Raw genomic sequence first — 14,740 nt, forward strand, 5'->3', positions numbered from 1 at the left:
AGGATTTTATCGAGAATCTGCACACAGGTTCCGATTACTCTTCCCCTCTCATCTCGGCAGGCTGAGGGATGCACTCCTCAGAAAACCATTTCAGGTTTCGATTCATTCAGACGCTTTCACGTCGCACACCATCCACAACTATGGTATAGTAGCTAGCCTCACCTTTCCAATAACAGGTTGTGTGGGTAGTACTTTCCTTGAAATACTGGTTGTTGATGGAGTCGGGGGGAAAGTATTGATTGCCTTCCACCACGACACATTCGTCGCTCTCGGCTAGTAACGCTCCGTTCCAGATTGCTTTTGGCATGGTTTACTTACTTGCGGTTGACCTAGTTAATTTAATCTTATTTCTAAGTTTACTAGCTTAACACCATTGAAGTGCAAATGGTGTTTCTTGATCGTTGACCCTAAACTCTAACCTTCAAAAGCCTGGTTGCTTGTTATGTTTCTTGCTACCTAGCTACATACCTACCTACATATATAGCGTTTCCAATACTTATGAGGTACATTCAATTTTATTCCCCAGACTCCTGACTCCCTAAAACCCAGGACGAAAGTACTTCACCCAATTGAGAACTGCTATAGATGATAATCGCAATTGAAGGCTAAGATCCAGTCAGCAATAGTGGCCAATCCACCTCAGCCAAATCCATAGTTTGGTTATATGGTTTGGTTACCTGATCGCATCCTATTCCAAGGATACCACTAGTAAATTAGTATAACTGGAGACCGCAAGTCAATATGTCTTTCACTGCTAGTGTCATTTCAGCAAAAGAATGGGGAGCTAAACCCCCAAAAAAATGGCCAGATACCACTCGACCACGATATATTATTATTCACCATACTGCTACTCCCAATGCCCCGAATGATCTATCGAAAGGAACCTTATGGGGATCCAGAAGTTTGGCTAGGAGTATTCAAAAATCCCACATGGATGGTTTTGGCTGGGATGACTCAGGTCACAACTTTTTGAATACCACCGGTGGATATTTACTCGAAGGTAGACAGAGTTCCTTATCAGCGATTAAAAAAGGACGTTCTGTCAGCTCTGCTCATGCTGGTAGTACTCTAGGTAACCAGTCACCCGGAATTGAAAATGAAGGCACCTTTATCAGCTACCGGATGAATGCCAAACAATGGAAAAGTTTGGTAGATTTATGTGTTTCGATTTGCAACACTACCAAGATTAGCCCAGACAATATTAAAGGACATCGAGACTTTTCACCAACCCAATGCCCTGGGGACTGGTTATACAGTCAATTGCCTCGGTTGCGCCGAGAAGTTCGTCAGCGCCTTGACTCATCAGTTGAAGACTATCTCAGAGAAGGAGACACTGGTCTGAAAGTCAAACAGCTACAGCAATCCCTCCAAACTAAAGGGTTTAGTCCCGGCCCAGTTGATGGCATTTTTGGTCCTGCTACCACCAAAGCAGTAATTTCCTTTCAGAAGTTTGAAGGACTAAATGCCAATGGATTAGTGGGTTCAAAGACCTGGGAAGCACTGAAAAGTTCTTCTAAACCATCAGAGAAATCTCCTTCTGAACCAGGTAACAAGAAGCGCGAGCCTGTGGTTATCCTGAACACCTACAAGTATTATCGTGGCTTACCTCACCAAAAACAAGCGATTGAGTGGCTGCAAAAACAGCTACCAAAAGAAGTCTTGGAAGAGTTTTCAGAAAGATGGCGTAACGATCAACCCTCATCTGCCTATCTTCCTTTAATTCAAGGAGCAGTTGGATCAGAAGTAGAGGAACTACAGCAGCTGCTCCAAACCCAAGGATTTTATTCTGGTGCAACGGATGGTGATTTTGGCACTCGGACAAAATCTGCTGTGATTGCTTATCAGAAAGCGAAAGGATTATATGCTGATGGGATTGTAGGTTCTATAACTTGGTCTACTTTGAATCTTGACTAATGGTAATCGGTAATTTGCAATTGGTAATTGGTAGTTGACGATGACCCAAAACGGGAGGCTAACAAAGGAATTATTTAGCCTCCTTTATCTAGGTATAACCATGCTTAAATTGATGCTATTTATTGATAAATATAGACATAATTAAACGTCCCTATAATGGTTAGTTTTTTAACGTTTATACAACTCTTCATAAGTATTTATATTAACTGTAGTTTAGACTATGAGAAAATAACCCAGTGTTCTTTTGAAGCTGAGATGTTAACAAATTTATTCAAAATTTTAGTTACGTCTTCTTATTTTTACCTTTTTTAGCAACCGTTTTTCCTTTTTTGACCACGGGCGAATTTGTTTCTGACGGGGTGACAACCAAGCCAGAAGCCTTATGAATTGGCAATTAGAGCGACTTGTGGTCAAAAAAGAATGGTCTCAATTGTCAACAAGACCAATAAGATTGAAAATGCTACCTCAATTTTACCAGACTCATCTTCAAAGCCGATTAAACTCAACTCAATTTATAACTGTTGAGTTATTGGTAGGGCTGTTACAAAATCACCACGCAAGTCAGGATTGAACCCTTAGCAGCTTTGTTTCCTCAACCGATATTATTTGAGAGTCGTCGCCGTTACTTACAAAGATTCCTCAAACTCCCTCAACTGAGTGTAACTTTACTATGGTTTCCAATTATTAAACATCTAATTCAGACCTGACGGGGTGACAAGCTAATTGAAAATCTTACAGGGGTTAGGTTTTAGGGGTTAGGTGAAGCGTGAACATCTTCATGGCATAGTGGTTGATTAAAACTATCTATGCAGTTGGATTGGTGAAAATTGCTTCAAATGCTGGGAAATACAACAACACGAGTCGCTGTAATAAACCAAACACCATTAACCATTAACCGTGCCACCTGCCTAGGTTTGAGCTTTGTTGTCACCCCTTGAGAATTCAGACTAATTGCCCTCAATCTAAACGTCTATTTATTGCTCTTGATAGAACTCAATGGAAGCAATACAACTTATTTATGGTCAGCGTAATTTGGTCGAAACGAGCTTGGCCGATTTATTGGACTTTTTTAGATAAACGTGGGTGCAGTAACCTGTCAGAACAACAAGCTTTACTGGTTCCGGTAATTGAAATGTTAAAAGGTGACGATTTTGTGGTTATCGGAGATAGAGAATATCTAGCGTGTTGAACTAGCTAAATGGCTCCAATCAAAGCATGTAGATTTTGCTTTGCGTCAAAAAGCCAATACCTACATTCAGGTGCGACCCGTGGCGAATTAAATTCGCCACGGGTCGCACCTCAGAAATTGTGTACCTCATAGCTATGATAATTGCTATAGCAATTCTACGACTTGTGAGGTACAAATTTATGGTTTTTAGGGAGCAGGGAGCAGGGAGCAGGGAGCAGGGAGCAGGGAGCAGGGAAGAGGGAAGAGGGAAGAGGGAAGAGGTAAAAAATAATGTGTACCTCATGAGTCCTAGAAACGCTATAAATGAGATGTAAACCTAGGAGGTATTTTTTTATTGTCCAATAAAAATCCGTATCTATTGCCCCTGTTGCCTTTTGCCTTTTGCCTCTTGCCTTTTGTTCTTTGGGAGTATGTTTACAACTCAAATAAAAAATCTAGATCTGATTAAATGTGAAAGCCCTGCTTAACTTAAATTTTATAAAACTTGAGTGATACTTCTTCAAAGCTTCGCCTACATTTCCCGGATTTATAGTTAGGATAGTTTATGTAGCAAGTATTATCCTAAATATCTGATTGGTAATTTGGGTTTAGATTGTAATCAGTCAAACCATTATTATCGAATGCTTGAGTCTGTTGGCAAATTGTCACTATTAGTAGGTGGATGGCAGCCACCTACTAATACTAATGTGCAGGATGCTAACAGTAATCAACCGGATTTTAGAGGACTGCTGAGACTAGTAGCCATTTCACCAGTGGCTACTGTTACAAACCAACACATCATAAAGGGGCATTTTAGCATGTTTGATATCAAATATGCAAGTTTTAACGATCTCGATAAGTCGTTGCACTTTGGGGAGACTGAGGTACACAAAGCTTTGGGAAGTCACTCCAAAACTTATAAAGCCGCTGATCTTGTTGTTAGTGTTTCTACTACTGAATTAGCAACCCCTGGAGAAGAACTATCTCCCATTGAGGTCAGGGTCAAAAACATTGGTGATAGCCTTGCCCAAGGTACTGAAAGTGGAGGGGCATATGGCTACTTTGTAGACCTTATCCTCTCCAGCGATACAGAAGTGCCAAAAGGCTTTGCTACTTTTTCCCCAAACTTCAGTGAAGACGTTCTGCTACTAGGAGGACGGCTCAGTAACACTCCAGATCTAAAGCCTGGAGAAGAGTTTGTTTTTACGACTAGTGGAGGGATCCCTAATGATACCCCCGTTGGTGATTACTTTATTGCTGCTCAAATTGATCCAGGGCAAAAAGTTGTCGAATCCAATGAGAGAAATAACACTGCTTTTGAGCCTATCAAAATTAGACTCGCTCCTGTAATAGACTTAGCAACAGATTTGGGTTTAGTGGATGATCCTATCGATGTTGGCAATGGGATATTTTTCTTAGGAGAGGGCATCCACCCGGATGATTTGGATATTGACAAGCCAAACAACGTCGATGCTGCTAATACAACAAATACCGATCAACTTTGGGATGGTGGTAGCCTGGGACTGAATCTTGATGGTTCTGGCTTGACGGTTGGTATTTGGGAGGCAACGGAACAAAACAGTAATAGTTGGAGAATCCGGAATACCCACCAGGAACTGAATGGGCGCGTGACAATTGTTGATAGGGGCACAGGTTTCAGTAACCATGCTACCCATGTTGCAGGAACCATTGGAGCAACTGGCATCAACAATCAAGCTCGTGGCATGGCAAATCAGATTGACCTACGTAGCTATAGCAGTAATAACGACACCACAGAAATGGCTAGGGATGCTTCTATAATTGTCGCATCAAATCATTCCTATAATCGAATTGCTGGTTGGGAGATAGCAACTCGAACAACAGTAAATGCTGGTGTTGTCAATAACACAAACACTTGGCTTGAAGATTATAGTGTCAGCTCAACTGAAGATATTAATTTTGGCAAATATGGCACCGATGCTCAAGCTTTAGATCAAGTTATTTTCAATAATCCCAATCTCTTGAGCGTCTGGGCTGCTGGAAATGATCGCAATGATGCATTACCTGATACGCAGACTAATTATGTAACATTCTTTGGCTCAAATCCCAACATCATGAGCTTTAACTGGACTTTACCAGGTTGGTATCTGGTATCTACAAACATCGTGCCGCCTCCTAGAAATGATGGCAATGGAGGCACAGGCTATGACTCCCTTCCTGTTGCTGCTGTTGCTAAGAACACCCTTGTAGTTGGCGCGGTTAATGACATTACCACTGACAGTAGCGATGTGACCATAACAGGCTTCTCTTCGTGGGGACCAACAGATGATGGGCGCATTAAACCGGATGTTGTAGCTAATGGTGATTCTCTCCGGTCCTCAGGAGCCGCCGGGGATGCACATTACTATAACAGTTCCGGTACATCGATGGCAGCACCTAATGTGACAGGTACAGCAGTACTCCTAATTGAGCATTACAACAACCTTTTTAACGCTATGCCTCGGAGTGCTACAACCAAGGGGTTATTAATTCATACCGCAACTGATGCTGGTAATGTTGGACCCGACTATACATTTGGTTGGGGTCTAGTGAATGCAGCGGAAGCTGCCAATTTCCTGACCAACATTGATGAAAATAATCCTACAGTTCAGTTTAGGGAAACTGACTATGTGGGCACTAAGCAAACAATCGATGTTGTCTCTGATGGAACTGAACCATTGAAAGCAACCATTGTGTGGACTGATCCAGCACCTGATACTGTTCCGGGGGCTGGGTTAGATGTGAACACACCTGTGCTTGTAAATGACCTCGATCTATGGATTACAGGACCCAACGGAACTAATCTGCCCTGGACTCTAAATCCCGCTAACCCAGGAATTTCAGCAGTTCGCACAGTAGCTAATCATCTCGATAATGTGGAACAGGTACTTATTGATACGCCTGTTGCTGGAGGGTACAAAATTCATATCGGTCACACAGGCAATTCCTTCAATCAAAAGTATTCACTATTTGTTAGTGGTTTAGCATCAAGCCCAACTATTGTCGCAACCCCCAACGACGATAATCTGACTCTCACCCCAAACAACGACACCATCAATCTATTGACCGGTCAAGATATTGCCAAAGGTCTAGCAGGTGATGATTTTATTGACGGTGACGGCGGTGACGATAAGTTATTTGGAGACGAGGGTAATGACACCCTCTTAGGCGGTCAAGGTCAAGATAAACTGTACGGTGGTAGCGGTGATGACAGCCTTGAGGGCGGTGATGGTGACGATAAGTTATTTGGACAGGCTGGCAATGACACCCTCTTAGGGGGCCAAGGTCAAGATAAACTCTTCGGCGGTAGCGGTGAAGACCTCCTCAATGGTGGTCAAGGAGATAACATCCTGACTGGTGGCGCTGGAGAAGATACCTTTGTCTTGTCCACAGCAGGCAAGAACACCATTGCTGACTTTGAAGATGGTGTAGATTTGTTGAAATTAGATGGAGATCTAACCTTTGAGTCACTTTCTATCTTTGAACAAAATGGTGACACTTGGATCACAACTGAAAATAATCAACTGTTGGCTACATTGAATTTTGTGGAGGCCAATCTGATTACGGCTGACGATTTTATTTATTAATCTAGCGTAAGCTATCAGCTATCAGCTATCAGCTATCAGTTATCAGCTATCAGCTCATGCGTGGCACAGGCTAGAAGCCTGTGCCACGCTACTTGATGTGCTTATGGGTATAGGATAAGCTACACCAAACAGCTTTTGAATAAGCGACTGCATCAAGACAACAGGTAAGCAAAAGTTTAATCTGAGTTACGAAATGCTGTTCGCGCAGCGTGAGCTAAAGGCTCACGCTGCGCGAACAGCAGACCGCTGAATGCTAAGATATCAACCATGATCACAGGACTTACGCGGTTAAGTGTATTTCGCCCCCCTAGCCCCCCAATTCTGGGGGGTAATGATGTCAAAGTCCCCCAGAATTGGGGGATTTAGGGGGCAAATGCCTAAGTTCTGGATCAAAAAAACTGCAAATACGCTCTTTCCCAGAATAAACATTAAACCGTTTTCCCCGCAGAAATCCCACAAGGGTAATCCCAAACTCTCTGGCTAGGGTTACCGCTAGACTGCTGGGAGCAGATACAGCGCAAACAATTGGAACCCTAGCCATGAGACATTTCTGTAAAATCTCAAAACTAGAGCGCCCACTTACCATCACAATGCGATCGCTTAAGGGCAGTTGATTAGTTAATAAGGCTGAACCCACCAATTTATCTACAGCATTGTGACGTCCGACATCTTCTTGTAAAGAGAGTAACTCTCCTTGGGAATTAAACAACCCAGCAGCATGGATTCCCCCTGTTGTGGAAAACACTGATTGAGCTGAACGCAGCTGTTCCGAGAGGCTGTAAATCACCTCAGTGCTGACTTCCATAGCATCAGACATCACTGGACACCCTCGCAACCGTAGTGCCTCAAGACTAGCTTTTCCACAAATTCCACAGGCGCTGGTGGTAAAAAAGTGGCGTTCCAGGGGCTGCAAATCTGGAGTCAGTTCCTGCCTCAGGGTCACATTCACAATGTTATAGCGCTGCTCACCATCTCGATTAGAATCCACACAGTAGCTAATCCGTTGAATATCATCCCGATCCTTTACAATTCCTTCACTGTAGAGGAACCCTGCTGCTAGTTCAAAATCTGCCCCTGGGGTGCGCATCGTCACCGCAACGGTTTTCTGGGCAGAGGTCAGGCGAATTTCCAAGGGTTCCTCTGTTGCCAGTTGATCTAAACGCGATCGCACTTGGCTGTTTTCCACTACCCAGACTTGGGATTTAGTTTTGCTACGGTGCTGATTCATAGTTTATACTCAGAGCTTGCACCAAGTTTAAAATTGATCTGTAAAAGCAGGGAACAGGGAATAGGGAATAGGGAACAGGGAGTAGGGAGTAGGGAGTATAACTGGATTACTATTCCTTAAAATTAAAAATATACCTCACCGATTTGAGAAATACTATAGATTTATATAACTTTTTATGGCATTCCTAAACTAAGCGATCGCTCTGCTATCAACACACACAAAAATTTCTAGCAACCAACCCTTTAACCCTCAGTTTTATTGACACCAATAAACCGTTATCTTCCCTCCAACATTTCATCCTCAGCATTAACTTAAATTAAGTAATTTATTAGATAGTAATCCGTAGATTAATTGTGATAATTTTTGTTCCCTGTTCCCTGTTCCCTGTTCCCTATTCCCTATTCCCTATTCCCTATTCCCTATTCCCTGCTCCCTGCTCCCTGCTCCCTAAAATCCAGAAATTGTTTACCTCATAGCTATGATAATTGCTATAAGTTTATGGTAACGTAATCAAGTCCCCAGATTTTAACGTTACTCCAAACTCATGCTGCGTCAACCCAAAAAAAGCTGGACTCCTTCCCACTGGGCAAAGTGGAAACCATTCGGTATTGGTGAACAATACCCGAACAATTATTGGGAAGTCTTCAGAGCAGCTTGGGAAAACCGAGACGAGTTATCCTATGCTTGGGATATCCTAAATCAGGGAGTGTGCGACGGTTGCGCCCTTGGAACTACTGGTATGAAAGACTGGACTGTTGATGGGATCCATGTCTGTAATGTCCGGCTGCGGTTGTTGCGGATGAATACCATGCCAGCATTTGATCCCCAAATCTTAGCAGATGTCTCCCAGCTTCAGAGGAAAAAAAGTATCCAACTGCGGGATTTGGGACGGCTTCCTTACCCCATGATGCGGCAACGAGGGCAGAAAGGATTCCGTCGAATTAGCTGGGATAAAGCACTTGAATTAATCAGCGATTCCCTACGGAATAGTTTCCCTTCACCCATCGATACCACCACTAACCGATTCAGCGTTTATCTAACCAGTAGAGGTACAGTAAATGAAACCTACTACGCTGCCCAAAAAGCAGTGCGGGCAATCGGGACTAATAATATAGATAATGCTGCTCGCATCTGCCATTCTCCCAGTACCGCTGGACTTAAAGGCGGATTAGGGGTAGCAGCTACTACCTGTTCTTACAAAGATTGGATTGGCACAGATTTATTAGTATTCATTGGCTCTAACGTTGCCAACAATCAGCCAGTTACAGTTAAGTATCTCCACTGGGCTAAGAAGGCTGGTACCAAAATCGTGGTAATTAACACTTACCAAGAACCAGGTATGGAACGCTATTGGGTGCCTTCGATACCAGAAAGTGCCTTATTTGGTACTAAATTTGCCGAAGACTTCTTTTTAATCAACATGGGTGGGGATATGGCATTCCTCAATGGCACCCTTAAAGAAATGATTGCTAACCATTGGGTAGACTTATCCTTTATAAGAAACTATACCGCTAATTTTGAGCAATTAAAAGCAACCCTAGCTAACCAATCCTGGGAAGAACTAGAACAGCTTTCCGGTACTTCCCGTGAACATATGTACGCCTTTGCCAAGATGCTAGCTCAAGCTGATAAAGCTGTGTTTGTCTGGAGCATGGGTATTACCCAGCATCAGTGTGGGGAAGATAATGTGCGAGCCATCATTAACCTAGCCTTAGCCAAAGGGTTTGTTGGTCGAGAAGGCTGTGGGTTAATGCCGATTCGGGGTCACTCTGGGGTGCAAGGAGGAGCAGAAATGGGATGCTATGCCACGGTTTTTCCTGGTGGTAAGCCCATTACTCCAGAAAATGCTGCCAAGCTCAGCCAACAATGGCAGTTTGAGGTTCCCACCACCAAAGGATTAACAGCAGCGGAAATGATTGATGCTGCCCATTCAGGGGAGTTGGATACACTGTTTTCCGTCGGAGGCAATTTCCTGGAGGTGTTGCCAGAACCAGATTATATCAAAGAGGCACTACAGCGAATCCCTCTGAGAGTCCATATGGATATTGTCCTCTCCAGTCAAATGTTAGTAGAACCTGGAGAAACCGTACTCTTGTTACCCGCCACGACTCGCTACGAAATTCCAGGGGGAGTAACTGAAACCAGTACCGAGAGAAGGGTAATTTTCAGTCCAGAAATTCCTGGCCCTCGGATTGGGGAAGCCCGTCCGGAGTGGGAAGTGTTTATGGAACTAGCACGGCGAGTGCGTCCGGATTTGGCAGATAAATTACAGTTTGATAGCACAGCCGCGATTCGGGCAGAAATTGCCCAGGTTATCCCCCAGTATGCTGGTATCCAACATCTTAAGGAAGCAGGTGATCAGTTCCAGTATGGGGGTGCCCATCTTTGCTTTGGCTGGAATTTCCCCACACCGGATGGGTTAGCCCATTTTTCCCCCTTATCTCCACCGAAGCTAGAACTGCCAGAAGGTCATTTCTTGGTAGCCACCAGGCGAGGTAAACAATTTAACAGCATGGTGCAAGAACAGAAAGATGCCATTACTGGGGCAAGGCGAGAAGCGGTGCTGATTAGTCAGGTGGATGCTAAAAAACTGGGATTAAACCATGGCGATGCCGTAATTCTGAGGAATCAACAGGGTCAATTCCAAGGACACATCCATATCGCACCGATTACACCAGGAAATTTACAGGTACATTGGCCCGAGGGAAATGTGCTATTGGATAAAAGCAAGCGATCGCCTGAAGTGGATATTCCAGACTACAATGCTTTGGTTCAACTGGAGAAGATTTAAGGAGATAGTATCGAGGTAAGCATACAGCCGTCAGCTGTCAGCCGTGAGCTTTTAGCTCACGCTACGCGAACAGCTGAATGCTTAGTAATTAGTAATTGGTAAGTTACAAGTTACCAAGTTGCAAGTTATCAAGTTACAAGTTATCAAGTTACAAGTTTCACGTTACAAGTTTCACGTTATCAAGTTTCACTTGATCAAGTTTCACGTTACAAGTTTGAATAGGGATCCGTGTAGGAATTGTAATAATTGTTGTTCCCTACTCCCTACTCCCTACTCCCTACTCCCTACTCCCTACTCCCTACTCCCTACTCCCTACTCCCTGTTCCCTTTGCTATATAAGTAGTCAACCGGAAATGATATTAGTCAGCAACATATCGCCATCCTTGAGGTTCATATTCCCGTTGAATTCGCACCATCCAGCTACCTTGGGGAAGCTCAATTGGCTGATGCTCTTCGTGAGTTAAGGTTGCTGTTTCTGAGAGAACTTGTAGATAAAGGTGTCCATGTTTTTCGTATAACTGAGCAACACCATCACTGATGCGATGGGAATGTCCAGTTACCTCTCCTTCTGCTAGGGTTAGGTGAGGTAACTGTTGTCCATTGATTTGCTCTACAGGAAGTAAAATAACGTCCCCTTGTCGAATAGGTTGCATAGGTTATTTTTTGATTAGTTGTGAGTTTGATTAGTTGTTAGTTTGATTAATTGTTATCTAGTTATCGATTAGTTGGGAAAGGTCATATATCATGTCGGGATAATTACCCTTAATAAAAATCTCCCCCATCTCCCCATATTCCCCTCCTGGGAGGGGGTTAGGGGTGGGTCCCCATCTCCCTATCTCCCTATCTCCCCACACTTCCCACACTTCCCAACCTCCCTCTAATTATGGGTATTCAACCTGACTTGATAATAAGGGTTCTTCTTCCCTTTACTATAGCATTTCTCCTAGTAATGATGTACAGTCAATTGGCTTATGCCTACTCCCTATTGCCTACTCCCTATTGCCTAAAACCTAGGACAAAGTACTTGATAAGTATGAAAAATTATAGGTTTTATAAACGAGTTGTGAAAATTCCGAAACCCAAAATCCTTGTGAGTACGGGTATCCTGCCCCCGTGAAATTTCACAACCTATTTAGAATTGCTATAGACAATCAAAACTCAAAAGTTGTCAATTAACAATAAACAATTAACGTAAGCATTCAGCGGTCAGCGGTCAGCGGTCAGCCGTTGGCCGTTGGCCACGCTATGGGCATAAACTTTTCCCGTAGCGTGGCCACAAGCCTTTAGCTGATAGGTAAGCATTCAGCGGTCAGCCGTCAGCCGACCGCCGACCGCCGTCAGCCGTCAGCCGTCAGCCTTCAGCCTATGCGCTACTTGAGGTGCTACTTGAGGTGCCGACCGCCGTCAGCTGTTGACTGAAAGCTAATAACTGATAGCTGATAGCTGATAACTGATAGCTGATAGCTGATAACTGATAGCTGATAGCTGATAACTGATAGCTGATAACTGATAGCTGATAACTGATAGCTGATAACTTACGCTGATAGCACCTCAAGTAGCACCTCAAGTAGCGCATTAGCTGATAGCTGAATGCTTACCAATTAACGATTAACAAACCGCTATATAATTAATTTTTGTAAATTGTTTTAATTAAACTTGATATAAGTTAATAAGTTGTTACAATTTTAGGTATTTATAGTCTATAATAGAACTAATATGACCAAAAAATTGGGTTTCAAGCCCCGTCCTTCTAGGACGGCTTTTATCTGATTAGTTATAATCAAAGAGTGGCCTAACACAGACAGGATTCGTCGGTACTGTCATAAACCCCACGACGTAAAGCGATGTTAGCACGTGAGGCGCGAAAAACCTCATTAAAAACGTATGGATCCTAACAGATACCGAAAACCAGTAAAGCAAACCTTAAAAACTAAAAAGTACCGTGGGGCACACGGAAACTGAGGAAGCTCAACGCTTAGGGAGATAAGCCCACTGGGGTTAGTTAAGTTAGGCTAGGTATTTTGTTTTTAAACGGATACTCGGCTTAAGTATTGCCTTTGGCGGATAACTAGCTTTAAGGCATGTCGAAGAACTAAGAATCCCCGCTCATAAGCGGGCGGGGAGTGTCAAACGCCAGCAATTGAAATCGAACCTGCCAACAAAAATTTGCCCTGTTTGTCAACGTTCCTTTACATGGCGCAAAAAATGGCAAGATTGTTGGGAGGAAGTCAAATATTGCTCAGAGCGCTGTCGCAGACGGAAATCTGGCGTGAAGCAGGGATGAGGTATAAACGATAACCAGGGCTAGTTCCAAAGGTTTCGTCAGTGAACTTTTTGTGTTTTGTATATTTTCATACTTGACACATCAGAGTCTCATAATTCACACTATGTGTTCTAATCCTTAATATTTTCTTCATTCTTGTGTATGTTTGTGAAGACGGTGTGTCCCAAAGTCATTATCCACGGTGGTGCTGGTAGTTCTATAAAAGGCAAAGGAGGGGCTGATGCGATTCGCAAGTCCCTCCACTCAATTATTGAGGAGATTTATGCCTTGTTAGTGAACGGTAGTAGTGCGACTGATGCTGTTGTCCGAGGCTGCCAACTCTTAGAAGATGACCCGCGCTTTAATGCTGGAACCGGTTCGGTGTTGCAATCAGATGGGCAAATCCGGATGAGTGCGTCCCTGATGGAAGGTCAATCTCAGCGCTTCAGCGGTGTGATTAATGTGTCGCGAGTGCAGCATCCGATTCAGCTGGCAGAAGCGTTGCAAGGCTCCGATGACCGCGTGCTGTCGGACTATGGAGCTGCAGAATTGTTACGAGACCTGCAACTCCCGGTTTACAATCCTATGACGAAGCTGCGGTTACAAGAGTGGCTTCAAGAAAGGCAGGCCAATTTTAGCCATAAGATGGCGGGAGTGATTGCTGAGGACGAATTGGTGACCAGCTCTGAAGCTCGAAGGGGAACCATTGGTGTGGTTGTACTAGATAGCCGGGGTCATCTGGCAGCAGGGACCTCTACTGGTGGTAAGGGTTTTGAACGGATTGGTCGCGTCAGTGACTCGGCGATGCCAGCAGGAAATTACGCTACTTCTGATGCAGCAGTGAGCTGCACCGGTATCGGAGAAGACATTATGGAAGAGTGTCTAGCAGCACGGATTGTGGTGCGAGTCACTGATGGTTCATCCCTGGTGAATGCCATGGAGCGTTCATTTAAGGAAGCTCGGAAGAATCAGCGAGATTTTGCCGCTATCGCTCTAGATGCTAATGGTGCGATCGCATGGGGCAAAACTAGCGAAGTTCTGCTAGCGGCTTATCATACTGGCGAAAAGATTGTGGATACGTTGAATATGACTAAGGATGTGGAATTTTTGTCGATTTAAGTCGATTTAAATGTATCTGAACAATTACGCATACAGGATGCTGAAATCTTGATAGTCATTAGTAATGGCTTTTCGGTACCTGTTAGACTAAGCTGTTAACTTTAGTGGCCTCAAACTGCTATTGTGTATAGCTTTGATATTTTGATAATTGATTTTTTATACTAAATAGTATCTCAATGGCTAAAAGCGTTGCCTAGCAATACTTTGAGCCATTTTTTCTGAGAATTAGCCTTGTGGTCAACCCCTCAGCTCCTACTCCCTACTCCCTACTCCCTACTCCCTACTCCCTACTCCCTACTCCCTTGTGGGATTTCCAAATTCCATAGAGCATCAATCCCACTACCCACATAGTCTGAGGATTGGTGCAGCTCAATCCATTGTGCAAGAGCACTGGACACATAACTAGATGGTTTACCTAACTCAGCCAAGGTCTCAGCAGCTGAGGCCCGTACACCAGACTCTTCATCTTTGAGGCACCCCAACAAGGCAGTGATCACAACTTGAGAAGAATTACCCAACTGGCTTAAGGCATTAATAGTGGCACAACGTACATCAGAATCTTGATCCTCTAGCTGGGGTAGTAGGGCACTGACAACTGTTTCAGAAAGGTTCCCTAACTGACCATTACCAAAAATTATGTATGGGTTTAAAG

12 protein-coding genes and 1 pseudogene are annotated in these 14,740 nt (G+C 43.8%); 6 read left to right on the plus strand and 7 right to left on the minus strand.

What is annotated here, in order from left to right; translation table 11 throughout:
* Positions 1–127: 127 nt before the first annotated feature.
* Positions 128–307 (minus strand): annotated as a pseudogene (locus tag F6K46_RS08035) (DUF427 domain-containing protein); the annotation flags it as partial.
* Positions 308–741: 434 nt separating this feature from the next.
* On the opposite strand from F6K46_RS08035, the gene F6K46_RS08040 reads away from it, so the two are divergent.
* The gene (locus F6K46_RS08040; protein ID WP_293054778.1) at positions 742–1,914 is read left to right on the plus strand and encodes an N-acetylmuramoyl-L-alanine amidase; all 1,173 of its coding nucleotides are present in this window, start codon (positions 742–744) and stop codon (positions 1,912–1,914) included.
* A gap of 1,208 nt (positions 1,915–3,122) precedes the next feature.
* Here F6K46_RS08040 and F6K46_RS08045 read toward each other — a convergent pair.
* Entirely contained in the window at positions 3,123–3,386 is a 264-nt protein-coding gene (locus F6K46_RS08045; RefSeq protein ID WP_293054779.1) for a hypothetical protein, read from the minus strand.
* A gap of 337 nt (positions 3,387–3,723) precedes the next feature.
* Between F6K46_RS08045 and F6K46_RS08050 the strand changes: the two genes are divergently transcribed.
* Positions 3,724–6,687 carry a S8 family serine peptidase gene (locus F6K46_RS08050; RefSeq protein WP_293054780.1) on the plus strand — a complete coding sequence of 988 codons (2,964 nt, stop codon included), beginning with the start codon at positions 3,724–3,726 and terminating at the stop codon, positions 6,685–6,687.
* Between the two features lie 337 nt (positions 6,688–7,024).
* On the opposite strand, the gene fdhD is transcribed toward F6K46_RS08050, so the two are convergent.
* Positions 7,025–7,915 (minus strand): formate dehydrogenase accessory sulfurtransferase FdhD, encoded by an 891-nt coding sequence (gene fdhD / locus F6K46_RS08055; RefSeq protein WP_293054781.1) that lies wholly within the window; start codon positions 7,913–7,915, stop codon positions 7,025–7,027.
* 353 nt (positions 7,916–8,268) lie between these two features.
* Between fdhD and F6K46_RS08060 the strand changes: the two genes are divergently transcribed.
* The gene (locus F6K46_RS08060; protein WP_269087083.1) at positions 8,269–8,391 is read left to right on the plus strand and encodes a hypothetical protein; all 123 of its coding nucleotides are present in this window, start codon (positions 8,269–8,271) and stop codon (positions 8,389–8,391) included.
* Positions 8,392–8,459: 68 nt separating this feature from the next.
* Positions 8,460–10,706, plus strand: a complete 2,247-nt coding sequence (locus F6K46_RS08065) for an FdhF/YdeP family oxidoreductase (RefSeq protein WP_293054782.1) — start codon at positions 8,460–8,462, stop codon at positions 10,704–10,706.
* Between the two features lie 359 nt (positions 10,707–11,065).
* On the opposite strand, the gene F6K46_RS08070 is transcribed toward F6K46_RS08065, so the two are convergent.
* From F6K46_RS08070 to F6K46_RS08080, 3 genes are all read right to left on the minus strand, one after another.
* The gene (locus tag F6K46_RS08070) at positions 11,066–11,359 is read right to left on the minus strand and encodes a hypothetical protein (RefSeq protein ID WP_293054783.1); all 294 of its coding nucleotides are present in this window, start codon (positions 11,357–11,359) and stop codon (positions 11,066–11,068) included.
* A 57-nt stretch (positions 11,360–11,416) separates the two neighbouring features.
* Positions 11,417–11,569, minus strand: a complete 153-nt coding sequence (locus F6K46_RS08075; RefSeq protein WP_293054784.1) for a hypothetical protein — start codon at positions 11,567–11,569, stop codon at positions 11,417–11,419.
* Positions 11,570–12,069: 500 nt separating this feature from the next.
* Positions 12,070–12,282, minus strand: coding sequence for a hypothetical protein (locus tag F6K46_RS08080; RefSeq protein WP_293054785.1), 213 nt, complete (start codon positions 12,280–12,282; stop codon positions 12,070–12,072).
* 522 nt (positions 12,283–12,804) lie between these two features.
* Here F6K46_RS08080 and F6K46_RS08085 point away from each other — a divergent pair.
* Both F6K46_RS08085 and F6K46_RS08090 read left to right on the plus strand, forming a co-directional pair.
* Positions 12,805–12,990, plus strand: a complete 186-nt coding sequence (locus tag F6K46_RS08085) for a DUF2256 domain-containing protein (RefSeq protein ID WP_293054799.1) — start codon at positions 12,805–12,807, stop codon at positions 12,988–12,990.
* Between the two features lie 141 nt (positions 12,991–13,131).
* A complete protein-coding gene (locus F6K46_RS08090) occupies positions 13,132–14,088 on the plus strand; it encodes an isoaspartyl peptidase/L-asparaginase (RefSeq protein ID WP_293054800.1) in 957 nt (318 codons plus the stop codon).
* A gap of 287 nt (positions 14,089–14,375) precedes the next feature.
* Here F6K46_RS08090 and F6K46_RS40085 read toward each other — a convergent pair whose 3' ends face one another.
* Positions 14,376–14,726, minus strand: coding sequence for a HEAT repeat domain-containing protein (locus F6K46_RS40085; protein WP_081431373.1), 351 nt, complete (start codon positions 14,724–14,726; stop codon positions 14,376–14,378).
* Between the last annotated feature and the right edge of the window lie 14 nt (positions 14,727–14,740).

Origin of the sequence: Moorena sp. SIO3E8 (assembly GCF_010692445.1) — a bacterium.
GTDB classification, from domain to species: domain Bacteria; phylum Cyanobacteriota; class Cyanobacteriia; order Cyanobacteriales; family Coleofasciculaceae; genus Moorena; species Moorena bouillonii.

Bases quoted from the DNA above. Each gene is read 5' to 3' on its own strand.
- F6K46_RS08090 (WP_293054800.1), top strand. From the start codon at position 13,132: ATGTTTGTGAAGACGGTGTGTCCCAAAGTCATTATCCACGGTGGTGCT.
- F6K46_RS08040 (WP_293054778.1), top strand. From the start codon at position 742: ATGTCTTTCACTGCTAGTGTCATTTCAGCAAAAGAATGGGGAGCTAAA.
- F6K46_RS08065 (WP_293054782.1), top strand. From the start codon at position 8,460: ATGCTGCGTCAACCCAAAAAAAGCTGGACTCCTTCCCACTGGGCAAAG.
- F6K46_RS08050 (WP_293054780.1), top strand. From the start codon at position 3,724: ATGCTTGAGTCTGTTGGCAAATTGTCACTATTAGTAGGTGGATGGCAG.
- F6K46_RS08045 (WP_293054779.1), bottom strand. From the start codon at position 3,386: ATGAGGTACACATTATTTTTTACCTCTTCCCTCTTCCCTCTTCCCTCT.
- F6K46_RS08080 (WP_293054785.1), bottom strand. From the start codon at position 12,282: ATGCGCTACTTGAGGTGCTACTTGAGGTGCTATCAGCGTAAGTTATCA.
- fdhD (WP_293054781.1), bottom strand. From the start codon at position 7,915: ATGAATCAGCACCGTAGCAAAACTAAATCCCAAGTCTGGGTAGTGGAA.
- F6K46_RS08070 (WP_293054783.1), bottom strand. From the start codon at position 11,359: ATGCAACCTATTCGACAAGGGGACGTTATTTTACTTCCTGTAGAGCAA.